The following is a 22,085-nucleotide window of genomic DNA, read 5'->3' on the forward strand; positions in this document are numbered from 1 at the left end:
TTAAAAACGGTAAGTTTGTAAATACTCGCACAAACTTACCGTTGAAAAGCGTGGTTTACGCCTGTTTGATCCGGTTTACCAACCAGATACCGCCACACACCAGCAACAATGCCAGGGCGTTTCGCCATTCCAGAATGCTTTCATTCAGGAAGATGGCAGAAAGGACGGCGCCAGAAACCGGGATCAGGAAGTTAAAGGGAGCAACCATCCCCACCCGGTTGTATTTCAGCAATAAACTCCAGAGGGCAAACGCCACTGATGACAGCAAAATCAGATAGGCTAACAGCAACAGCGCCTGCCAGCCGAATGCTGTCAACTGGCCGCCAAAGAGGTAGCCGCCTACGGTAAGAACAAAGCCGCCAATGGCAAGCTGGTATCCTGTCATCACCGTACTGTCTATTTGCTGAGATATGCGCTTACCATAAATTGTGGCGGCTGAGAGGATAAAGGCTGCCAGCACCACCGAGCCTTCCCCCATCAAAGTGAAGGTGAAGTTGGTGAGGTCAGGGCTGAAATTGACCACCATAACGCCAGCAAACCCCAGCACACAGCCAACGATTTTATTGAAGCTCAAGCGATCGTTCTGATACAGGTAGTGTGCCAACAGAACGCTGAAGAATGTGCTTGTCGCGTTCATGATGGAGCCTGCTACCCCAGTGGTATAAGCCAAGCCGATGTAGAAAAAAATATACTGCAATGACGTTTGGGTTAACCCTAAGATGGTCATCTGCTTGTAATGCACCGGTTTCATACGGGTGATTGATTTACCACTGGCAATGGCAAAAATCAGCAGAACAATCCCGGCTAACAGGAAACGATAACCCGCAAACACCATTTTGCTGGGAATATCATCTGGCGAGATATTAAACAGCTCGTAGCCGTTTTTGATTGCAGGATAGGCACTTCCCCAGAGGAGGCAACAGAACGTGGCACCAAAGAAGACGAATTTTTTGTTAGTAAAAAGAAGCGGACTGCGTTCCACAAAACATCCCTTTTAAAAGAAAAATGAAATACTGTTTCGTTATAGCGAGATCTACCGTAAAAGTCCTGACTAACTTCACTTTTTGCTACTTTTTGTGCCGCAAGCAACAAACCTTTATGGGCGAGGGGGGCTGGGTGAGTCGACTAGCTTTTTGTATTCATTGGTGAATTGGCAAGAGAATCAATAGGTAAATGCTCCCCCTATGGGGAGCATTTAGGCGGTCAGAACCACGGGAATTGGCCCATCACACTGCTGTAAAAAAGCATGCGCCCGACCAGTTCACCGGAAACTACCGCGCTGCCAACCAGTAACCCCATCGCTGGCGAGAAACGCATTTCGCTACGCAATAAAGTGAACAGTGCGGCGCTAATCAGTACGCTAGCGCTGAGTTGCCACCACAACAGTATGCCAGCTGCGCTGGCTTCTGCTACCTGATAGCGGCCAATCAGTGCCCCGATAACCAGCAAAATACCGAGCAACATTCCGTAGCGAATAATACGCGGAACGGCCAGACCGCCAACATTGAGCACAATGCCTAGGGTGGTAAAACCAAGCAACAGAGGAGTACCGAGAAATGCCAGTTGAGTAAAGGGAGCATGCCACAGTGAGTGACCTATCATTTGGGAGTAGATTTGCGCTGAGGCAAGAATTGCCGCAGCCCCCACGATCACACTGAGTAGCCCCAATGCCGCAATGAGTGCGGTTTGCCGCGGCCGCTGCCAACACGCGAGCAACCAGAGTAACATACAGCCATTCAGCAGTACGAAGGCGACGGCTTCACGGCTGAGCCAAGAATGGCCAATGCCAAGTACCGAACGATAAGCACCAGCGGGGCTACCGAGGTGTGCAAGGGACAGTGAGGAACCAACAACCTCAATCAGCCACAGTGCCAAAGCCAGAACTTTAAACTGCTGAGACGATAACCCGTTCTTACCCGAACGGACGACATTGAGCCGATATAGAGTGAGGGCCAGTACGCCACCAATACCCCACTGGCTCAGCACGGTGAAAAACACTAATGGAAATTCATATTGTTCCATAACGCCTCCTTATCTATCCGCCGGAATGATGACGACATTCGGGCCGCTGATACGATGATCCGGCAGATGATAGCGAGCCTCCAGGCTGGCCCAGTCAGTGGTATGCCGTTTTCTCAGCTCATCGATTTCACCGAACAGTAGTACGCCCGCTGGACAGGATTCGACGCAGCGAGGGAGCAGGCCCTCATCCAGCCGTTCGGCACACAGATTACACTTGCTGGTTTTTCCTTCTTGCGGGTCGAAGACGGGGGCATTATAAGGGCAGGCCATAATGCACATACGGCAACCGATGCATTTGTCATGATCCTGTACCACGATGCCGTCAGGCCGCTTACTGTAGGTGCTTGCAGGGCAAACTTTCATACATTGCGGGTCGTCACAGTGGTTGCATGACATGGAAATAAATCCCCCGGTATTGGGGTTGTCGGTGTTGTATTCACGCACTCGTCGCCACAGTACCCCCGGTGGGGTCATGTTTTCAGATTTACAGGCCATTGAGCAGGTTTTGCAGCCGTAGCATCGCTTGATGTCGATCAAAAAGCCATATTGTTTAGACATTGATTATCCCTCCGCTCTTACGTCAACCAACGTGCTGTTACAGCAATGGCCAGTGCCCAAGATTTCGAACTGATCGTTAGTGACGTGGCTGCTGCTACCTCCTTGTTGTTCCCACCAACCGTTATCCAGCGAGACCACGCCTTGCTTGATCTGGGTGGTAACAACGGCAATAGCCCGGTGTTCACCGCGATCGTTAAAGGCGACAGCCCAATCGCCATGACGGATACTGCGTTGCTGGGCATCCTGCGGATGAATCATGACGTTAGGTTGATTACGCTGTACCTCAAGAATCCATTCGTTCATCCCATGGCTGGAATGCACGCTGCGCGCCAATTTGCGCTGTACTGCCATCAGCGGATATTTCTGCGCCAGTTCTGGCGAACCTTTGATGGATTCTTTAACCTGCAAATAAGTCACCAGCGGTGAAAAATTCTGTTTTTGCCATTCTTCAATGAAGAAATGTGCCTTTTTGGTTGATGTACGGAATATACCGTCCTTGAAGGGAACCCAATCACCTTCAACTGGCCGTACCGGGCCTTTTTTTAGCTGCTCCAGGGTGATCCCTGAGCCTTGTAGGCAAGCGTTGATATAGTGCTCAATCGGTTGGTTGAATACCTCACCAAATCCAAAACGTTCTGCCAGGCGGGCGAAGATCCAGTAGTCGGGCTTCGCTTCACCCGGCGGCTCTACCGCTTTTTCCATCAGTTGCACATAGTGGCTGCGTACCCCGGCCATCAGGCTGACATCTTCGAAGATAGTGGTGACGGGCAACACCAGATCGGCATAGAGCGCGGTAGAACTCATCAGATTATCGGCCACCACAACGAAGGGAACCTTCTGTAACGCCTTGCGTACCTGATTGGTATTAGGCAATTGGGTCATCACACCCATCGTCATGATCCACCAGAGCTTAATAGGATGAGGTTTGTCGTTGACGATCCAGTCGCCGACTTTTGCAACAGGAATCGGAGTAATTTTCTTGGCGTTAGGGGCTGGGGGAATAATAGGGCTAAACTTCGCCATCTGCCTGGCACCACCCGCGTCGCAGACACCTGCTCCTCGCTTGCCGATGTTGCCAGTCAGCAGGGCAAGGTAGAACTGACTTGCTGCAACATAGGTGCCGAACTCTGTACGCTGGGCACCGGACATATTCTGGATAATCATCGCTGGTGCATTGCTGGCATAGTCGCGTGCTAAACGTAGAATAGTACCAACGGGAATATCAGTTTCTGTGGCTACCCGTTCTACCGGCCAAGCTGCCGCCTGCTGATATATTTGCTCAAACACCGTGCTGAAGCCGCTGTTGGCGGGAAGCTGGTGCTGGAATAACGCTGGTTCGATCCCTGGGCTGTCATGGCGCACCAATTTCTGACTGATGACGTCAAAGACCAGATAGCTGTCAGCGTCCTGTGGGTCAGCGCGCATCTGCTGGTTATCCGCTGTCACCAGATAGACTGCTCCGGTGTGTTGACGCAAGAATGCGGCGTCAATGCGCTGTTCTTCGATGATGATTTTCATCATGCCCAGCGCCAATGCAGTATCGGTACCGGGTACGATGGGAACCCATTCGTCGGCCCTCGCGGCGGTTTCACTGAAGCGGGGGTCAATCACGACAATACGGGCGCCGTTTTCCTGCGCTTTGATGTAGTTTTTGTAATAGGCGTGCATGGTGACCGCCGGGTTGTTGCCCCAGCAAATAATGTAGCGGCTATCGGCAATGGTATCGCGAGTGTCGGCATAGCGCAGCCCGAGCATCGGTATCATTGCTGCCGTTACTGCTGAACAGCACAGCGAACCCGCCTGCTTGGTAGAGCCGCCAAGGTAATCGAAGAAAGCTCTGCCCATGTCGTTCTTGATTGAATCCATATTGCCAGCGTGCATGGAAATCAACAGGCCTTCGTTACCGTGGTTGGTAATGGTAGAGCGAATGTTTTTTTCAACTAAATCGAGCGCTTCATCCCAAGAGATGGGCTTAAATTTCCCTTCTCCTTTCTCACCAACCCGCAGCAGTGGCGTCGTGATGCGTTTCTGGTGATAAACCCATTTGGTACGGCTGATCCCGCGCAGGCAACACTTCACGTTAAAGTCTTTACTGGCCTCAATCTTAATCAGTTTATCCTGGTGGACATAAGCGGTCAGGTTGCAGTGCAGGCATTCCATCGCACAGGTTGAACGGAAGGTTTTATAGTCTGAAAGCTGTAGGCGCACCCGGGGAAGTGGAGTGCTTTGCCCGGGTGCTAGAGAGAAGGCACAAGGGGAGATGGTGGCAAGCCCCACCACGCCAAGTCCTTTCAGTAGGGTTCGGCGATTCAGCCGGAGTAACGAGAGTTCATCCATAAGTAAGCCTCTTAATAATTTTATATGGCACGACATCACTGATGTTCACTATAAGTAAACTGAGTTCACCAAATTCAGATATTGAAAAAAATCAAATTAACGCTAAATAGGTAGATGAAAATGTGGCTAATGAGAGATAGGTAGGAAAAAACTCAGCTGTTGACGGCGCAGTAGCGCAAACACGTATGCAGGTTTGATGTCTCTGAAGCGAGGAAAATGTTAAATTAGCTTTAGAAAATGATGCAACAATCGGGATAAAGGTATGGCAGAGGCGCAAGGCGTAAATTCGGTAGATATCGCGGTTTCTGTTTTGGAGTGTGTCACTGCTCTGGGTGGAACTGCGCGCGCTGCGGATATTGCGCGCATGAGCGGCCTGTCGAAAAGCCGGTTACATAAATATCTGGTTTCGCTGTGCCGCAGCCAAATGCTGTATCAAGACAGTGCCACCAGCCGTTACTCTCTTGGCAGCAAGCTGCTGGCACTGGCGTCAGTGGCAGAAAAGCAGAATACGCTGCTGACGATAATCAATAACGCCCTCTGCGAGCTGCGTGATGAGCTCAATTATTCTACCGGGTTGGTGATTCGCTTGGGGGAGCACCTGATGCTGACCAACTATAATCGTAGCTATAAGAATATCGACATCGACTACCTGGGTAATACGCCAGTGCCGCTGAGTTCCAGTGCCGCAGGCTGGGTATTCATGGCGTTCGATCCTTCCCTCTCAGTGCAGCCAGATGTGGATGCCGCTGCGCTGGAAAAAGTGCGGCAGCAAGGATACGCAGTGCGCTATCACGCGACAGAGGGGATACCCGGCGCCCGTGCCATCTCCTGCCCAATCTTCAGTAAGGGTAGAGAACTGCTTGGAGCCGCAACCACCATGGGATTCATTCCCGCCGAAGAAGATGAAATTGTGCGTTTAGCCAGCCGCCTGACGGCTAAAGTCCGTGCTATGCAACTGTAGGTTTGATTTATCAAATGCCAAAGTGACTAATCTAAATTGGTTACAGGTTCTCTTGTGCCTGATGCAGCAGGGTTGCTTCCAGAATATAAAACAACCTCTTGCAGAGCTGCGTAAGGGCAACTGCTTTGCGGAGGGGGGGGCGGTAAGTAAACGGTAAACGGCTAATTAACCAAAAGGGCTCAATTAATTAACCGGAGTTGTGGGTTTTCTATAAAAGTGAATGCCCACAAGTGTAATAATAACGCCGAGCGAAAATGAAAACAGCAGTGAGCCTATATCTCCTGCCTGATATGTAGGTACTCCAAATATATCAGTATCAAAAAAATAGCGTCTTACCGATTCAATACAAAATAAAATTCCACACATAACCCCAGACGCACCTAAATATCTTGAAGGGCTTTTTTTAAATTGCTCAGAGGTATTTTTCAAGAAAAACATATGTACTCCATACTTAAAGTCACCAACGATCGCTCCGTAGTACTAAAGAAGTCGTGAATAACTTTAATATGTCATTATTTGAGCAGTTGTACAATTCACACGCTGAGGATACGGTGAGGTTTTTTATCGTTATGCCGAGAAAGCAGCGCTAATGCTTAGGTTGGCAGCGGTAATCTATCCAACTTCTGGGGTGGCCTGATGCTCTGCCAAAACGTACTATTTCACCTGGCGCACGCATAACCTGACGCCAGAAATCAGACAGAAAGCAACTCCTGTGATCAGACCAAAGGCCATTACAAATAAAGCCTCAGTAAAATGCGTCCGTACCAAGGTTATTGATAACCCGTTCAGCAACATACTATAAATAAACATTGTTATTGGCCCTAAGATAATGCACCAAATGCATAATCGAACCGCAGACAGCGCATTTTTCGCCTTCAACCATAAAACCATTGGGAGCACAAGCGTCAGGATCACAATATAGGTAAAGGAAACACCAAACAAAATGGTCATAAACAAAAGTTCAAAGAAAAACCTTAGGGATGGTAAATCTTCAAAGGCTCCCGTGAATATGAAGACGAAAAATCCCAGCGGAACTATCCAGGGGGAGATGAGAGCCCTAACCATAAGCTTCGTTTGTGTTGCAATTGTCTTCCCCTTATAACGCCTGGCAGATTACACATCTGATAGCTCATTCCAATGTTAGAAATCATTCGTCTTTTTACTGTCCACAGGGCGTGCCGGCACAGCATCATACAGTCACATCTCTAATGCTATATATCATGACCGTGAGCTTTCGGACATTGAAATAACGGAGATGTACACCGCAGCGAAAAACTACCTTGGTTTCACTGGGCTAGCAATAGCCTGGAGAAATCCCGGATATTGCTAATAGAAATAAGAGAGTGGTAAGGAAAGGTCATATTTAAGCATGGGTCAATATGTTGTTGTGTGGAGTATAAGACATCAAGGCATGTTTGTGGCATTTCATTGTAAATAATACAATTTTTCCTCCATAAAAGGAGAGTAAAAATGATTGATATTAATGCAAATGCTGTCATTTCAATGCCATCCCAGCTTTTTACGCTAGCTAATTCATTTGAAGCGGCGGCTAACGGTAAAATCTACATCGGGAAAATTAACACCGATCCGACTATCCCCACAAACCAGATCCAGGTGTACCTCCAGAACGAAGACGGCAGCACTGTGCCGGTGGCGCAGCCGATTATCATCAACGCTGGCGGTTATCCGGTCTACAACGGCCAGATTGCCAAGTTTGTAACAGTAGAAGGCCACTCGATGGCTGTGTACGACGCCTACAACGTACAGCAGTTTTACTTTCCGAATGTGCTGAAGTATGACTCTGATATGCTCCGGCAGGCGCTGGCCCAACCGGATGGTGTTAGTCTCGTTAATAACGCGGTAGACCAAAGGGACTTGGCTGGGGCTGAGAAAGGCGCAGTTCCCGTTGATCACGTCCATATCATCAACGGCCCTATTGTTGACTTCAGGCGCTTCCTCACAGTGAAAGATGGCAGCGTGGACGCTACACAAGCTGTTATTGATGCGCTCAATTCGGGTTTAAACGTCCAAGTATCTGGCGATTATATATTGCGCCTCGATAGTGCGGGTATTACGGCGGATGTCACGAGCCGATTTTTTGGCGCTCCGGGAACGTCTCCAAGCATCTTGATGAACCACACAGACGTAGCTCAGCCACAGTTTTTGTTTAAACAAAGCAGAAACTATATATCTAATTTTAAATTCCGATATCCAAATCAGAGAAAATCCCTGGCAACTGGAATGTCTCCGCTCGCATACCCTGCACTATTAACGGGTAATGCGTTCGCGTCAGTATTTACCAATCTGGACATCGGTAACGCATATCGCGGCCTCCAGTTCGGCGATGCAACGTATTCATCGTCGCGGGTGACGATCAGCAACATTATCGGCGCACCGCTACGGCGTGGGATATCTCTTGAGCGGGTATTAGATATACCTCACGTAAGCGATATCCTTTTTAACTACAACTACTTGTCGGCTGATGAGAGATATGACATCTCTCTGAAGCAGTGGATACACGACAACCTTGATGGGTTCCATCTCGGCCGGTGTGACTTTGGGGCCTTTAGCCGCATATTTGTCTTCGGGGCTTATAACGGTATTTTCCTGCGTTCAGAGCGCTATACAGGATCAGCTAACAGCGTTAGATTCACCGACTGTGACGTTGATATCACCGTGCATCCTCTGCGCTTCCAGAACTGGCAAAACCAACTGACCGTTACTAACGGAAAGTTCACAGGTAACGCGAAATCAACTGGGGGGCTTGTTGAGAAGGAGCGGAGCACAAATCTTTTTCAGGGTACAGGTGAGGATGGGGTGATCGTCCTTAACTCGACTGAAATGAACAACTATTCGAGTGATGTGATCCAAACATCGGCAAACATCAAAGTGATTGGCGCGCAATTCTACGAGTACGGGTTGGATAATGCTCAGCGTGCAGCTATAGCAACAACGACGAGCACAAACCCTAACATAACAATCTTAGGTACAAAAATAGACGGGGCATCAGGTACACAGACAAGGGGTGTGTATGGTACTACTTCAACAGGTACACTAACGCTGGGTGACGGGACTAACATAAGTGGGGCGACACTTGAGTCGTTTAACTGGGCTTTCGGACCTGTAAGAGCAGGGAATGGTGTGACGATAAGTGGGGCGCCTGCAAAAAACAGCACGTCATTTATTAGTAATATTCCGCATATCTACCCCGTCGAGTCTATGCCAACAAGAGGCAACTACTTCAAACCTGGTGATTACGCTCAGATGACCAAACCTGTTAAGACAAACTTTGCCTCCGTACCCAATTATGTTGTGAAAGGGTGGGTGAGACTAACGAGCGCAAATAGTAGTGGCACTAACCATGTTCTCAATACTGATTGGGTAGAAGATAGAACGTACTTTGCTGGCGCCTAAAAATACGCCGGGAGAAATTGAACTGACCCCATAAAGTTGGACGACTAACTCTGAGTCCGATATTGTACCGGGCTCAGAGCGCCAAGTTTCATCTTTATCCTGTCATGATTGTAGTAATGAATATAGCTGTGTATTTCCCTTGTTAAATCAGTTATATCAACAAACTGTTTTCCATGAAAGCACTCTGTTTTCAGTATCCCAAAGAAATTTTCAATTACCGCGTTGTCCAGACAATTTCCTTTTCGGGACATACTTTGAGTAATTCCATTTTTTTTAAGATTTTCTTGAAATGGTATCATCTGATACTGCCAGCCTTGATCTGAGTGAAGGATCGGCTTTTCGCAAGTATTTAGTTTTTCAATGGCTTTGCCAAGCATCTTATCAACCATTTTCAAATTTGGGATATCACCCAATTCATAGGAGATTATTTCACTGTTATATAGGTCAAGAATGGGAGATAAATATAGTTTTTTCCCATTGATATTGAATTCTGTGACATCAGTTACCCATTTCTGGTTGGGAGCTGAAGCCTGGAAACAGCGCTGGATATGGTTCGGAACACCTTTTCCATGTACTCCTTTGTAGGACTGGTATTTTTTCCTTCTAACAAATGAAGCGATATTGAGCTCGTGCATCAATCGTTGGATCGTCTTATGATTTATCCAATAGCCTAATTTACGGGCTGTTGCGGTAATTCTACGATACCCGTACCTACCTTTATGTTTATGAAATATATCTAAAATAATCTTCTTTTCTTCCGTGTAAGGCTGAGGCCTTTCACTAATTTGTAGTTGATAATAGAACGTACTTCTCGGTAACCCAACCACCAGAAGTAATAAGCGTAGTGCATGATATGGCCTTAATTCATTTACGATTTTTGCTTTTTCTTTTGCATCAATTCGTTTTCTTGCTGAATTAAGGCCTGTAATTTTTTTAGGTAAGCATTCTCTGCGCGAAGATATTCCAGTTCTTCCTGTTCGGAACTGAAGGATGACGATTGTGTGCTTGGCAGTTTGGGTGTGATTTTGATGGTTTTTATCATCGGCGGTCGCTCCTTTCGGTTTCCTTGCAATGCATCTATCCCGCCACTGTTATACAACTTTTCCCACTTTGAAGCAGTAGGTGGAGCAATTTTATACTTGGCAGCAACCTGTCGCGATGATAGATGATTCTCCCACATATCAAGAACAATAGCCTCCTTCGAGGCGGCAGAAAAACGATGATACGACGTCTCAAAACCATCATGGCCATGAGCCTTATAAACCTCAGCCCACTTACGGACAGTACCATGATCGATCTTGAATCTCTTTGCCGTCAAGTCTGCTCCCTCGATTCGTGAAAGGTAGTGCTTAGCGACTTGCACCTTGAATTTTACGGAATATTTTCTTCGCATGAAAATCTGCACCCTGTGGATTTATTGTCCAACTTTAAGGGTGCAGTTCAAAATCCCGGCTCTTTGTCAGTCATAGAGCCAGCGGCCAGCCTTGGCGGACTCAGCAAACATTCTGACCGTAAGCGGTTCCTTGGATTGCTTTACTGGTTTTTTTGTAAACCAATCTCGGAAAAACCATGGTATTTCCCACGGGAAATAATTCTCAATATTTAACGATGAAACGTCAATATTAAACTTTTCTGAGTATTTATCTATTGCAAGCGCCAGATCTTCAACTTCTGCGTATTCTTGCAGGATAACATCTAGATCAAGCGGAATAATTTTCAATCGTAAAGATGTAACTACAGGTAATTCTTTACGAAAGAAGTTTAATATATCTTCGTTTATCACCATATCTTATCGCTTCCTCTGGCTATCCGGTTGTAATTCACTGTGGCATTGAATGCGATTAATGTGACGCCCGATTCGATGATTGCCTACCCAAGCACAGGAACAGCACGCCCGACAAAGGCACCGAGATTATTCACAAATTTAGGTTTCAACCTTCTGATACTGGCATTGGTGAATGTTGGGAGGTGGAATGGTAATTCGATGTTGAGATAACGGCGAGAAGCCACCGATGCTATAGACGTACCTTTAGTTGCACCAGCGAATTTTCCCTTTGTTGGGCGGATGGGTTGCCCAAGAATGATGGAAGCAGCAGCCACAATATCAGATACCCCAAGTTGTTCATCTACAAAGTCAAGAAAAACCCAAAAGAATAATTCACCAGCTGACAGGTTGTAGCTCTCTTTATAAAAGTATGTTCCACCCAATTTTTCAACCGTATCCATCACTTTTCCTTGTAGATTGGCTGGGATGTAACATAGCCAACCACACACAAGGTTTCAATGCTTGCTGCATAGAAAAAAGATAATAATGGTCGGTCATGGAAATGACGTTGATTTTTTGCGGATGCACGCCAGAAATTTTTTCTAATAAAACCGAAAAGCATGATACATATCTGAATATAAACAGGGGAAAACGAAGGTATTCGAAGGTGCTTTTTTGGTGATTTTTATGTAATCGACTGTTTTTAATTTTTGCATGTAAAGGAATCGTATTCGGTCTTTTTTTAATCAAACGGTTATATTCATCATTCAGAAATTATGCGAAATTTCTCCGAATTTCCATATCTGGCCTTTTTTGTTGTCATAGCCAAGTGAACACTTTTTCGCGCACATCCAAGTGTTTTTCTGTCATTTCTTCTGACTTGTGGCCGGATAGTGAGGGAGTTTACCGGGGTTATGGGGGGTAATTTTGATGGCACGCGGGGTGATGCTGGAAACGGCATAGGAATTCCAGAGGAAACACCAGAATCTGAGCCGCTAGAAGTAACCGAACCGGGGATTAGCGAAGAATCCGTACTAGGTGAAATTGAACCAGAAGATGAGGCCAAAGAATAATGGTTATTGCCGGGATTTCTCCCAGCATTAATTTACCGAAAAAATTGATCCCACTCATCAAACCAACCTTGAACAACCTGGTGCATGCTGGCGCGACCGTAAGTGAAGAAGGGGAAATCATCTTGTTTGCGCATGTGTACCTGAAATAATAATCCTTTTGCAGTGCCTCATATTTCATTATATTGTATTAGCTCAGACCTGATCTGACAGTTACCGGTTATTTATACAGGTATCTGTCAGATTACATCTGGCTTAAGTTTTTCTCAGCCCAGATGCGCTTTCCATCAAGTAATGTTTCCATTGGCGTTCTGCCACAGCACATTTTCCCCTGATGAGTTCGCTCATTATTATAGTGAGCCAGCCATTCATCAAGATCCGATTGTAATGTATCGAGCTCACCATACAGCTTTTTACGGAACGTGACCTGATAAAACTCGTTCAGTATCGTTTTGTGGAACCGCTCGCAGATGCCGTTTGTCTGCGGTGACATCGCTTTGGTTTTCGTGTGGTCGATGTCATTTATCGCCAGGTAGAGCTGGTAATCATGTTGCTCCACTTTGCCACAAAACTCTGTGCCTCTGTCGGTCAGTATTCTCAGCATTGGCAGTCCATGCGACTCGTAAAAGGGGAGCACACGGTCATTCAGCAGGTCAGCCGCAGTAATCGGGGTTTTGGTGACATACAGCTTGCAGTGAGCAACCTTCGAGTATGTATCAACAAAGGTCTGCTGATAGATACGCCCGACGCCTTTCAGATTGCCGACGTAGAACGTATCCTGTGAGCCCAGATAGCCGGGATGGGCGGTTTCGATTTCACCACATACCTGGTCATCACTGGCTTTACGCTCCAGTGCCACTATCTGTGCTTCAGTCAGTTCGATACCGTCATGGGCCACTTTTTCTTCCAGTGCTTTCAGCCGCTTTTTGAAGTTCTCAAGTGAGTGACGCAGCCAGACAGAACGGACGCCGCTTCCTGAGATAAAAACGCCTTGTTTACGCAGTTCATTACTGCTCCGGTGCTGACCATGCGCAGGGAACGCGATAGCGTAATCAACAACGGCCTGCTCAGTGGCATTATCAGTACGGTTTTTGATGTTGGAAGCACGTCGACTGCGGTTAATTAGTGCATCCACGCCACCTTCATCAGCCAACTCCCGATAACGGTAAAACGTATCGCGTGAGACGCCCATGATTTTACAGGCTTTTGACACGTTGCTAAGTTCTTCGGCCAGATTGAGCAAACCTGTTTTGTGTTTGATGACAGGATTGTTAGTATGAAGCATGAGAGTTACCTCGTGTTTTGTATAAGGATTCGACACCCATATCAAAACCGGTAACTCTCAACCTTTCAAGGTCATGTGTCAGATCAAGTCGCGACTAATACAATTATATGTATTGTTTATGGTCAGACGATCCCAAAATATCTCGCTTGAGATCCCTAACCATGAGCCTCGGGCAGTAATTATAAATTATCTTCTTTCACACCAGGTTCTATATCCTTGGCGCGAGCAATGTCCTCTTTCGCACCAGCCTCATCACCCGTTTCTTGTTTGAGCAATCCACGGACCAAGAACGCCTCTGCATAATCCATGCGGGATAGGGCGAGATCTAAATCCGCGAGTGCTTTTGGATACTGCTTCATTTTCCGATAGACGTTTCCTCGCTGGGTAAGGTACGTGATATTACTCGGCATGAGACGGATCGCTTCATCGTAATCAGCTACAGCGGATGTCAGTTCGCCCAGCCTTGAATAGCTCTGGGCCCGCATGGCGTATAGTTGAGCTCCTTTATAAACTGGCCCACCTTTGCCGGTGTCAATGAGCTGTGTGTAGACAGCAACAGCTTCGCGATAATTTTTTTCCTGATCATACAACCACGCAACTTTTAAATTATCCGAACCATCGTCATCTTGCGGGGCTAGCGTGGCGGCGATCTTATAATTTTCAATTGCTTGTTTTGCATCCCGATTATAAAAATAGTCGCCCAGTAAACGATATGCGATGATTTCCTTCGGATTGATTTGTATTGCTGAACGATACAGTTCGAGCGCGAGAGGAGCGTATCGCGCTTTATCGGCGGCGGTTCCCCATGTTGTCATGCGATCATAGGCCAGACCTTTGTACGCGGTGGCCCAGGCGCGTAGGTGATAGTCTTGTCCACTCACTTTTATCAGTTCAGAACAGGCGTCGATAGGGGCTTCCATCGGTGCACTAACCGAAAACTCACAGTTCTCCCTCAGAGTCGAAATCGTTTCTTGTGATGCTGGTAATGTATCTTGTTCCTGCGACAATGGCGCTGATTGGAGCGTGTTACTGGCGAAAACAGTGGTGATCACACACCCTGCGATACCAGTAATGGTCGAAAACAGATATCGGGAGTGCTTACTTAACATTGGTTGAACCTCGCTTAAGTGTCAGCTGCGACATTTTATAACTCATTCGCATTTCTTAATTTGTTTGCCTGGCATGGCGCTAATCTACAGCAACTGGCGCATTAATGGAGACTACTTTGTTGACCTATATCAAACCAGTAACGGACATAGATATGCAGACCGTTGCCACTCTTCTCTGATTCGGAATCATTGGGGGTGATGATGCACAATGTGGGAACATCAAAATCGTCGATATCGATAAATAACCCGTCAGAACCAAGCCCGTAATGACGATCACAGATACGTTGTATTTGTTGATTGGTCAGACGATCCGCCACACTACGTCGGCATACCAGATAGTCATTACCGAGCCCATGATAGCGGTGAAAAACAAGTTCGCTCATTGGTATCTCACAAAGTGATTCTGATAAGAATTCAAAGATATCATCCCGCCAGAGCTGTGTTGCAGATTCATAGATAACGGAACTGGGGCTGAAACATCCATCAACGTTCAGTATCTGCAACGAAGTTTGTGAACGAGGTTTTATTGAGATCGATGGAAGAAGGTTCTCGACGTTGTGGGGACATGTCAAACCTACAGGTTGATGGGAATGGGCGATCAACACAACTCAAAGCTTGCTGCTTGGCCGTCGTTACATTTTAGGTTTAGTCAAAAAGTGATTGAGTGATTGGCGTGTACCGGTGGAACTTGTTTGCAGGATACGGTTTCGTAACCTTGCGACTCAGAATCACTTTTTGTGGTCTGCAAAAAGTGCAGTGTTTAAACCATCATATATCGCCATCAACTCACCTGTTAGACCGCAGGACAGGCGATGTTTATGGAGTCAGTCCATATCAATGGGCCTAAAAGGTTCGGATTTAATTAGTTGGCTTCAGACTTCGCGGGACAAACTGAAGGCACAAAAAAGCCCGCATGGCTTCGCTGGGGGAGTCTGAATTGGTCATGTAATTCATTGAATTTACTTTGGTAACTGCTGGTTCAACTTTTCGCTGGTGCCTATTTAGGTGCCTAAAAGTTTTTTCACCCCTTTTTGAAGGGAAATAGAAGAGATATAGGGAAGAGGGCTAACATGATTTAAGTGCTCAACAGCCCGGTAGCTCGTCTGGCTCTGAGAATATCGGTCGCGGTCAGAAATGGTGTCTGCTCCTGCCATGTAAACCCTTTGCGGTCAGTGCGAACCAGTTCATAGCGTTCCACCAGGAAATTTACCGCATCAGCAAGCGTTATTCCTGCTTCAATATGTTCCTGAATGGCCGCGTCGTTGTGGAATGGCGTGTCGTTAAGCGTCAGGCCGTAATGGTGATCCAGCAGATACGTTAAAAGTTGCTGCCAGACCTGTACGGGCGACAAGCGTGACGCAACCGGCACCGTGGCCGGTACAGATGAAATGTGCATGAGTTGAGTCCTAATAAAAGAAGAAGTGAGGAGGTGTCACTGGGTTGGATAAATCGAAATGTAAACGTAGCCGCAGCTACCACGGGTATCAGCTATGCAGGTTAAACTCGCAAGCTGAATGGTCACCTGATGTTGCTGGTGTGGGTTTAGCTCACCGGAATGCAGCATTTCTTCCAGCAGATCTATAAACAGCGGGAAAGCCTGATCCAGTTTCTGTAATTGCTCCGGGCTAAAGCTCCCCGTCAACCCAGCCCTGTCAGCCAGGTAATGCAGCCGGTTACCTTCCTGAACCAATCTTGTGCCAAATCGTGGGGTGATATCACTTTGTAACCCCCATTCATGAGGTGGTGTTAATGGCATGAAAACCTCCGTTTAAAGCAAACCCTGCTCAGCAAAAGAAACCACTTCATTCCCAACCACAAGATGATCCAGCACTCGCACTTCGACCAGTGCCAACGCTTTTACGATCCGCTGAGTAACATGTTTGTCCTGCTGGCTGATTTCTGTCGTACCTGACGGATGGTTGTGCGCCAGAATTACTGCAGCGGCGTTGTGGCGCAGAGCCGCTTTCACCAGCTCACGAGGATGTACTTCGGTATGGCTGATAGAGCCCGTAAACAACGCTTCATGCCCCAACAGGCAATGCTGGTTATCAAAGTACATCACGAGAAATACCTCCCGCTCTTGGCGAGCTAACTGTAATTGCACCCAGCTTTTAGCAAAACTGGTGGCAGTAAACTGTTCACCCGGTTGGCGCTGGTATTTCGCCAGCAGGCCCAAGGCTCGCCGGATAACACGCTGCTCGTTTGCAGGGAATACCGGAGATAGATATAGATGAAGTGCAGACATATCAGTTCCTTAAAATACAAAGCCCCGCCGGTTTATCGACAGGGCTTGAAGGGAGTGAGGGTAAAAAGATTCATGAAGCAAGCTGCAGCATATTCTCGGCCATCACCCACAGAGCGCGATTGAGCTTTACATCCCCGTCGATACCCTTGACGGCGCGGGTTTGAGCGCGTTTACCTTTCGTCGTTCGTCCCGACAGTCCGCCTTTAATCAGGTTCTCCTGAATGCGTTGGTAAGTGGTCCACAGGTCGTTACTCTCATCCTGCCAGCGGCGCGGGGAAAGGATCTGCGATTCCGTCACCGGCTGATGCTCTTCACCAAAGCGATAGGTTAATGCCGCTTTTGCCATTGCTAGTTGGGCCGGTGGCGGTAACAGCAGCGACTGCATGGCATCGCGCTTCTCTTCCACTCGGTCAAATATCCCCAGTACTTCGTAAGCCCCTTCAATGACTTTCTCCACCACATTGCCTTTATGCGGCACCCGCACCTCACCAAAACTCTCACCGCAAATCAGCCCATTTTGGCAAACCGATCTAAATAGCCCCGGTAGCATTTGGTATGAGCTGGAGCCATCATGGCTGTTAAGCAGAATAATTTCTGGCACCTGCTTGCCGGTGATTTGACCTTCGCGGCGCAGGCGCAGCATGTGCTTGGTGTGTTCACGCTTGCTCTGATCTCGGACGCGGGTCTGGCAGGCAAAGAACGGCTGGAAGCCTTCACGTTGCAGGTTATCGAGCAGGGTAATGGTCGGGATATAGGTGTACCGGTCACTGCGTGATTCATGCTTTTCCTCACTGAAGACACTCGGTACATAATGTGCCAGTTCATCACGGGTTAGCGGGCGGTCACGGCGTACAATATTGACCGCACCAAAGCGGCTGGCTAATCGGGTCATGGTTAGTTCCTTATTCAGAAATTAAAAACGAAAAGGCCATGCTTCCCGAAGGAGGCATGGCCTGATGTGTAGTGATGGGATTGTGTTAATTTAAGGTTTGGCAGATGCAAAGATAAGCCAGTTATGATGCCTTCTTCCCAGCAACCGATACTGACAGTGGCTGGTAATACTGTGGGTCGAAAACGGACAGTGGCAGCCTAACCTGATGGCCGTTGCGCTCTTCGGTCGCCTTCATGATTTCAACGGCACTGACGTTTTCAACACATTCATGCTCCAGAAAAGCCTCCTGAGAACGGGGAGCGTCGCTATCGCCAAAGGGGGCTACCTCCATATTCCCCATCGCCAGTGTGTTGCCACTTTTGTCTTTCAGACGCAGGGAAAGGGTCAGCGGACCGAAGCCCTCGCCGCTGCCGCCGTTATCCAGACGGAACTGGTAGACGCAAACATTGCCTGGTACCCAGACCGTATCCGTGTTGCGGATACTGATATAGCGTTGTTCGTCAGCATAAGCGGATGACAGGTGACACAGCATTAAACCGGCGATGACAGGTAAACCTTTAACCAATCGGCTCACGGATGGCATGATTTTGCGGTAAGTAGACTTTGCCCATACCCTTGCCATCGTGAGAGTAGGTATCGCGATCACCTTCTGATAATCCTTTTCCATCGATCTTTGCCTTTAGTGTTTGTTATTAAGAAAAGATCAGCAATTGCCCGTGCGGCGACACAATTCCACCATGCTCTGCTGCGCCACCCATTGCTGCAGTTTTCGGTCACTTTCTGAGCGCTTAGTCGCTAAGGCAGACTGCTGTTGTTTATTAACACAATTCTCTGAGATTGCCATGACTACTTTTGGACTAAATTGCTGCCAGGCAAGCTCTATGGCTTTTGCTGAGTCCTCAGCCAATACAGCGGCTCGCTCAGCTTGATCCCTGAGTTGGTATTGACTATCAATAATAGCGAAATAGCATCCTTCTCCTTTATCTTCTCCCTGATAAACGGTTTCAATATCGTTGTATGTGTCACCAGCAGGATGTAAATCCAGTTTGCGGATAGTGTGGGTTTTCTTGTCGGCCAGGAAAATCGCACCGCCGCCACGGACACGCAGCAGAAACTGTTTCGTCCACGGGTAGTTATCAATCACGCTGGCCTGATAGAGCATGTTGTGCAGCGTTTTGTCATCCATGCCATCAGCAGATTTCCAGCCATCGGCCTGCATGTATTGCCAGGTTTTGACAGTACCGACAGTGTTTCCAGCGTCAGCCGGAAAAACTGCACCAAGCCAAAAGCTGGCGGCCAGCACTGTAGTGGTAAGTAATTTCATTGTGATTATTCCTTCTGAGATATAAGCCCGTCGTCAGTTGCGACAAGCAATGAATGGAAAAAGCGAAAGTGGGGTAAAGCCTGAAGAAAATCCGGGTGAGATAGGATATCGCGCATCGCTATATCTGGAGCGAAGCTGCCGTTGTGGAGCGTGACCGCCCGAATATCGGTCAGGGGAAAAACGGCAATCCGGGCCTGATGCTCACCCGTCAGATACCACTCTCTCTCACGCAGAACCAAGCGATAGGGAGCAAGGTCTGTGCAGCGACAACCGCTTCCCAGTAGCGTCACCTTCCGGTGTTCCGATACTGCGCTCACCAGTCGTGTGAACACGCCCAAGTCTGGGGATGACGCTTGGGCCACTCCCTGCCAGATAAGGCAGGGAGACTCACCTGGACCGCTCAACAGTGAAGCGACCAGATGGTTATCCATACCAGGAAACAGTGCTTCAACGCCCGACTGGCGGGCAAATGTCATCACAGCCAGCTCTCTCTGGCGGCCGCCGGACAGCAAGCGACACTGACCCTTGCGATACTCTAGATCCAGATACATCAGCCGTTCCCGAAAGTCCCGGCGCAGGGTACGAACCGACACGCCAAATTCAGTTGCCAACGTTCGCAAATCTAGCGTTTCGCCCGCCACCAGACGGCTGATAATTAACGACAGCCTGACGGCAAGCCGGTCATGACGGCGTTCAGCCTGAGTCATGAGACAGATTCTCCAGTGAGATAATTAGCTGAAAATAAAACAGTTATTTTAACGAGGGGCAGGGACAGGGAATGGACACAAGAAGACGTATTTTTTACTGTTGCCGAAATCAACTTTGACGGGGCTTAGAGAGAAAACATAACAAATTCTATAGCTTATAAAACGTCATAACGGACAAGGTATGTCCCGAAGATAACGGCAGGTGCCCCAGCTCAGAAGAAAATCCAGTCCCAAACGGCACGGGCAACGGATACCACGGCCTCGCGGACGGTACGAATGACCGCTTTTAGTGGCGCGGGAATAAATGATGCCGCTTCAGCAGAATCAAATACCTCTCCCACCGCATCGCCAAAGCCCTCACGCGCCTGCTTTTTTACCGGTTCACTGCATAACCCCCCGTGCAATTGCGTCGCCAATGGGCTGGTGGCACGATCCGGCAGACAGCGCATCATAGTTTCGATCATTGATGGCAGATTCCACTCTGTCCTGGCTGAGACGGCGCACACCGGATTGTACAGTGAAAATAACTGACGAATGGAATTCAGCCTGGCCTCGATATTAGCTAACTGATTCGGCGAAGGCGTATTGCTGGTGGTCTTCCATTCATGGCATGGCTCGATTTTGTCAGCCTGGTTAACGACAAACAGTACCCGCTGCTGGTAACCCGTCATCACTCGCCGGTAGAAGCGTTCATCGACGGAGAAAGCACGATCATCAGCTTTGATGACCCACAGGATTAAATCCAGCTCAGGGAGGATATGGCGATACAGAGATTCATATTCTTTATCTCGTTGCTCGCTCTCACCTACACCGGGTAGATCCACCAGTATAAGGCTATGGTCACCGCTGCTCAGTCGCAATCGCAGTACTTTACGGGTACAGGCATTGACATCACTGATGGGAGTGACCTCACTCTGGAACAGCGCATTGCAGAGCGACGATTTCCCCGCACCTGTTTTGCCCATGATCCCGATGACCGGTTCGTAGTGAGTGAGCTTTTGAATGTGGTCAAGAATATGTTTGCCAATGGCATGGGGGAGTGCCGCTAGCGGCTTTTCGATGGCCTGCAGACTTTCTAATGTATTCATAGAGATATCTCAGTGAGAACATACGGCAATTCTCGTAATCAGGTGGGATACGAGGGATTCACAGAGATAAAATCTGTCTGAAATTTCTTGGAATGTAATCAAATTAGTAGTTTTAACGATGAATGTTTATCGTAGTAAGTCACAGTATTTAATGGCATTTTAGATGCATTATTCGTAGAGGTTTAACACAGTGTACTTTCGTACAGGATAAAGATGGGTATGGAGCCATTATGGATATCCAACGAAGATGCAACACCCTGTGTTGAGAACAAGCGGAGTAAATAATCTATGATGCACAATGTTCCACCACCAATGGTGCTACTAGCTCGCTGGTTAAGAGGTAGGGCGAATGTAAACGGGAACTATGGTCATATTCTTTTCGAACAGATAATCCCGAACGACAATACTGTTGTAGAAGAACTGCGTTCTTATTTCGAATCAGCACATCTTGATGCTCGAGAAGTGTTTCATCGTTCGGCCCGTATCGATCTGCATCCCGATGCGGATGCACCAGGATCACATGCGAGATATCCGAACTGCCTGCCACCTACTGCTAGGAAAGGCTTGTTCGGAGAGGTCATGACGGGGCTGATGACACAAGCTTATCAGCTAGTTGGTGCTCATCAATGGACCGTTCCAATATTTCTCTTTCGCTACCATGCTGAAGTCGAGGCGTACCTCTTCGATCTAGCTCGCGATCCAGATCGGGTGCGTGAAGTATCTGGGCGGCACGGGAACGATTTTATTGCATTAGGGATTGACCCGGAAAGTGGAGAAGTTGTTCGTTTCCTTGCGGGGGAAGCGAAATGGCGAGCAACGCTTACGCAAAGCACTATGGACAATATGATGTTGGGGGAATGGACTGGGCCTGAAAATGCCCGTGTACGTGATAACAAAGGTGTTTGGAACGAATTGAACCGGGGGCTTCCAACTCCTCAAGGATTGGAACAGATGCAACGCTTATTGTGTGAGAAGGCAAGAGAGCAATATGCGGAGGCTATCGTTTCGCTCGACCGTGTATTACTTATTGGCGCGGTGCCGCTGCCGCGCACGGACTTAGTCTTCGTTGCTGGTAATCGTGCAGCGAAAAGGACACAAGGTGCAACCTTACTACCAACTGGTGTACCGCCGGCAGAATACACTGCTAATCGACCGTTGCAAGTGATTGAACTTGTTCTTGAGAATGGCGTGGGGCTTATTGATAACCTTTACAACTCTCTCTGGGGTGATCACTAATGGCACGACTTGACGAACAGCGTCGAGCTCTCGCGATGAATATCCGCGAGAGTAGAGCCGCTGAAAATGAAC

Annotated in this window: 21 protein-coding genes and 2 pseudogenes; 4 read left to right on the forward strand and 19 right to left on the reverse strand. The window is 47.9% G+C overall.

Going from position 1 to position 22,085, the window contains the following annotated elements; genetic code table 11:
- Positions 1-55: 55 nt before the first annotated feature.
- The 4 genes from Z042_RS10285 to Z042_RS10300 all read right to left on the reverse strand — a co-directional run bounded on the left by Z042_RS10285 (position 56) and on the right by Z042_RS10300 (position 4,917).
- A complete protein-coding gene (locus Z042_RS10285) occupies positions 56-982 on the reverse strand; it encodes a DMT family transporter (protein WP_024912255.1) in 927 nt (308 codons plus the stop codon).
- 221 nt (positions 983-1,203) lie between these two features.
- Positions 1,204-2,022, reverse strand: a complete 819-nt coding sequence (locus tag Z042_RS10290) for a dimethyl sulfoxide reductase anchor subunit family protein (protein WP_024912256.1) — start codon at positions 2,020-2,022, stop codon at positions 1,204-1,206.
- 9 nt (positions 2,023-2,031) lie between these two features.
- The gene (locus tag Z042_RS10295) at positions 2,032-2,580 is read right to left on the reverse strand and encodes a 4Fe-4S dicluster domain-containing protein (protein ID WP_024912257.1); all 549 of its coding nucleotides are present in this window, start codon (positions 2,578-2,580) and stop codon (positions 2,032-2,034) included.
- 3 nt (positions 2,581-2,583) lie between these two features.
- Positions 2,584-4,917: a molybdopterin-containing oxidoreductase family protein gene (locus Z042_RS10300; RefSeq protein WP_024912258.1), complete on the reverse strand. Its 2,334-nt coding sequence runs from the start codon at positions 4,915-4,917 to the stop codon at positions 2,584-2,586.
- A gap of 262 nt (positions 4,918-5,179) precedes the next feature.
- On the opposite strand from Z042_RS10300, the gene Z042_RS10305 reads away from it, so the two are divergent.
- Entirely contained in the window at positions 5,180-5,878 is a 699-nt protein-coding gene (locus tag Z042_RS10305; RefSeq protein WP_024912259.1) for an IclR family transcriptional regulator, read from the forward strand.
- A gap of 183 nt (positions 5,879-6,061) precedes the next feature.
- Here the strand turns inward: Z042_RS10305 and Z042_RS25960 are convergent, their stop codons facing one another.
- Positions 6,062-6,316 (reverse strand): hypothetical protein, encoded by a 255-nt coding sequence (locus Z042_RS25960; RefSeq protein WP_154666937.1) that lies wholly within the window; start codon positions 6,314-6,316, stop codon positions 6,062-6,064.
- A 1,032-nt stretch (positions 6,317-7,348) separates the two neighbouring features.
- Between Z042_RS25960 and Z042_RS26575 the strand changes: the two genes are divergently transcribed.
- Positions 7,349-9,292, forward strand: a complete 1,944-nt coding sequence (locus Z042_RS26575) for a phage head-binding domain-containing protein (protein WP_024912261.1) — start codon at positions 7,349-7,351, stop codon at positions 9,290-9,292.
- 44 nt (positions 9,293-9,336) lie between these two features.
- Here Z042_RS26575 and Z042_RS25610 read toward each other — a convergent pair.
- From Z042_RS25610 to Z042_RS10335, 3 genes and pseudogenes are all read right to left on the reverse strand, one after another.
- A protein-coding gene (locus Z042_RS25610; RefSeq protein WP_154666938.1) for an IS3 family transposase occupies positions 9,337-10,685 on the reverse strand; the annotation gives its coding sequence in 2 pieces (ribosomal slippage) (positions 9,337-10,217 and positions 10,217-10,685; 1,350 coding nt in all).
- 66 nt (positions 10,686-10,751) lie between these two features.
- On the reverse strand, positions 10,752-11,078 hold the full coding sequence (locus tag Z042_RS10330) for a DUF1493 family protein (RefSeq protein ID WP_024914514.1): 327 nt from the start codon (positions 11,076-11,078) through the stop codon (positions 10,752-10,754).
- Positions 11,072-11,518: pseudogene (locus tag Z042_RS10335) on the reverse strand (STM2901 family protein). The gene Z042_RS10330 and the pseudogene Z042_RS10335 overlap by 7 nt, the downstream one beginning before the upstream one ends.
- Before the next feature lie 453 nt (positions 11,519-11,971).
- On the opposite strand from Z042_RS10335, the gene Z042_RS25965 reads away from it, so the two are divergent.
- Positions 11,972-12,130 (forward strand): hypothetical protein, encoded by a 159-nt coding sequence (locus Z042_RS25965; protein WP_154666939.1) that lies wholly within the window; start codon positions 11,972-11,974, stop codon positions 12,128-12,130.
- Between the two features lie 241 nt (positions 12,131-12,371).
- On the opposite strand, the gene Z042_RS10340 is transcribed toward Z042_RS25965, so the two are convergent.
- From Z042_RS10340 to Z042_RS10385, 11 genes and pseudogenes are all read right to left on the reverse strand, one after another.
- Entirely contained in the window at positions 12,372-13,412 is a 1,041-nt protein-coding gene (locus tag Z042_RS10340; protein WP_024914326.1) for an IS481 family transposase, read from the reverse strand.
- A gap of 179 nt (positions 13,413-13,591) precedes the next feature.
- A complete protein-coding gene (locus tag Z042_RS10345; RefSeq protein ID WP_024914337.1) occupies positions 13,592-14,521 on the reverse strand; it encodes a tetratricopeptide repeat protein in 930 nt (309 codons plus the stop codon).
- Between the two features lie 119 nt (positions 14,522-14,640).
- Positions 14,641-14,904, reverse strand: a pseudogene (locus tag Z042_RS24975) (diaminopimelate epimerase); the annotation flags it as partial.
- Positions 14,905-15,596: 692 nt separating this feature from the next.
- Entirely contained in the window at positions 15,597-15,917 is a 321-nt protein-coding gene (locus Z042_RS10350) for a TA system toxin CbtA family protein (RefSeq protein ID WP_024914336.1), read from the reverse strand.
- Positions 15,918-15,953: 36 nt separating this feature from the next.
- Positions 15,954-16,277: a type IV toxin-antitoxin system YeeU family antitoxin gene (locus Z042_RS10355; protein WP_024914335.1), complete on the reverse strand. Its 324-nt coding sequence runs from the start codon at positions 16,275-16,277 to the stop codon at positions 15,954-15,956.
- 12 nt (positions 16,278-16,289) lie between these two features.
- Positions 16,290-16,766, reverse strand: coding sequence for a JAB domain-containing protein (locus tag Z042_RS10360; protein WP_024914334.1), 477 nt, complete (start codon positions 16,764-16,766; stop codon positions 16,290-16,292).
- A 70-nt stretch (positions 16,767-16,836) separates the two neighbouring features.
- Positions 16,837-17,658, reverse strand: coding sequence for a DUF932 domain-containing protein (locus tag Z042_RS10365; RefSeq protein ID WP_024914333.1), 822 nt, complete (start codon positions 17,656-17,658; stop codon positions 16,837-16,839).
- A 121-nt stretch (positions 17,659-17,779) separates the two neighbouring features.
- On the reverse strand, positions 17,780-18,241 hold the full coding sequence (locus Z042_RS10370; RefSeq protein ID WP_037407592.1) for an IrmA family protein: 462 nt from the start codon (positions 18,239-18,241) through the stop codon (positions 17,780-17,782).
- Between the two features lie 120 nt (positions 18,242-18,361).
- Positions 18,362-18,982, reverse strand: coding sequence for a hypothetical protein (locus tag Z042_RS10375; protein ID WP_024914331.1), 621 nt, complete (start codon positions 18,980-18,982; stop codon positions 18,362-18,364).
- 5 nt (positions 18,983-18,987) lie between these two features.
- On the reverse strand, positions 18,988-19,689 hold the full coding sequence (locus Z042_RS10380) for a WYL domain-containing protein (RefSeq protein WP_024914330.1): 702 nt from the start codon (positions 19,687-19,689) through the stop codon (positions 18,988-18,990).
- Positions 19,690-19,901: 212 nt separating this feature from the next.
- Positions 19,902-20,777, reverse strand: a complete 876-nt coding sequence (locus Z042_RS10385) for a GTPase family protein (protein ID WP_024914329.1) — start codon at positions 20,775-20,777, stop codon at positions 19,902-19,904.
- A gap of 288 nt (positions 20,778-21,065) precedes the next feature.
- Between Z042_RS10385 and Z042_RS10390 the strand changes: the two genes are divergently transcribed.
- Positions 21,066-22,013: an aminotransferase gene (locus tag Z042_RS10390; RefSeq protein WP_081758502.1), complete on the forward strand. Its 948-nt coding sequence runs from the start codon at positions 21,066-21,068 to the stop codon at positions 22,011-22,013.
- Positions 22,014-22,085: the final 72 nt, after the last annotated feature.

Source organism: Chania multitudinisentens RB-25 (assembly GCF_000520015.2).
GTDB lineage: Bacteria > Pseudomonadota > Gammaproteobacteria > Enterobacterales > Enterobacteriaceae > Chania > Chania multitudinisentens.

What these genes read in the sequence shown, in the direction of transcription:
- Z042_RS25965 (WP_154666939.1), top strand. Translation starts at nt 11,972, where the DNA reads ATGGGGGGTAATTTTGATGGCACGCGGGGTGATGCTGGAAACGGCATA.
- Z042_RS10365 (WP_024914333.1), bottom strand. Translation starts at nt 17,658, where the DNA reads ATGACCCGATTAGCCAGCCGCTTTGGTGCGGTCAATATTGTACGCCGT.
- Z042_RS10355 (WP_024914335.1), bottom strand. Translation starts at nt 16,277, where the DNA reads ATGCCATTAACACCACCTCATGAATGGGGGTTACAAAGTGATATCACC.
- Z042_RS10290 (WP_024912256.1), bottom strand. Translation starts at nt 2,022, where the DNA reads ATGGAACAATATGAATTTCCATTAGTGTTTTTCACCGTGCTGAGCCAG.
- Z042_RS10370 (WP_037407592.1), bottom strand. Translation starts at nt 18,241, where the DNA reads ATGCCATCCGTGAGCCGATTGGTTAAAGGTTTACCTGTCATCGCCGGT.
- Z042_RS10345 (WP_024914337.1), bottom strand. Translation starts at nt 14,521, where the DNA reads ATGTTAAGTAAGCACTCCCGATATCTGTTTTCGACCATTACTGGTATC.
- Z042_RS10300 (WP_024912258.1), bottom strand. Translation starts at nt 4,917, where the DNA reads ATGGATGAACTCTCGTTACTCCGGCTGAATCGCCGAACCCTACTGAAA.
- Z042_RS10385 (WP_024914329.1), bottom strand. Translation starts at nt 20,777, where the DNA reads ATGAATACATTAGAAAGTCTGCAGGCCATCGAAAAGCCGCTAGCGGCA.
- Z042_RS26575 (WP_024912261.1), top strand. Translation starts at nt 7,349, where the DNA reads ATGATTGATATTAATGCAAATGCTGTCATTTCAATGCCATCCCAGCTT.
- Z042_RS10295 (WP_024912257.1), bottom strand. Translation starts at nt 2,580, where the DNA reads ATGTCTAAACAATATGGCTTTTTGATCGACATCAAGCGATGCTACGGC.
- Z042_RS10350 (WP_024914336.1), bottom strand. Translation starts at nt 15,917, where the DNA reads ATGCACATTTCATCTGTACCGGCCACGGTGCCGGTTGCGTCACGCTTG.
- Z042_RS10380 (WP_024914330.1), bottom strand. Translation starts at nt 19,689, where the DNA reads ATGACTCAGGCTGAACGCCGTCATGACCGGCTTGCCGTCAGGCTGTCG.
- Z042_RS10340 (WP_024914326.1), bottom strand. Translation starts at nt 13,412, where the DNA reads ATGCTTCATACTAACAATCCTGTCATCAAACACAAAACAGGTTTGCTC.
- Z042_RS10390 (WP_081758502.1), top strand. Translation starts at nt 21,066, where the DNA reads ATGATGCACAATGTTCCACCACCAATGGTGCTACTAGCTCGCTGGTTA.
- Z042_RS10360 (WP_024914334.1), bottom strand. Translation starts at nt 16,766, where the DNA reads ATGTCTGCACTTCATCTATATCTATCTCCGGTATTCCCTGCAAACGAG.
- Z042_RS10330 (WP_024914514.1), bottom strand. Translation starts at nt 11,078, where the DNA reads ATGGTGATAAACGAAGATATATTAAACTTCTTTCGTAAAGAATTACCT.
- Z042_RS10305 (WP_024912259.1), top strand. Translation starts at nt 5,180, where the DNA reads ATGGCAGAGGCGCAAGGCGTAAATTCGGTAGATATCGCGGTTTCTGTT.
- Z042_RS10375 (WP_024914331.1), bottom strand. Translation starts at nt 18,982, where the DNA reads ATGAAATTACTTACCACTACAGTGCTGGCCGCCAGCTTTTGGCTTGGT.
- Z042_RS25960 (WP_154666937.1), bottom strand. Translation starts at nt 6,316, where the DNA reads ATGTTTTTCTTGAAAAATACCTCTGAGCAATTTAAAAAAAGCCCTTCA.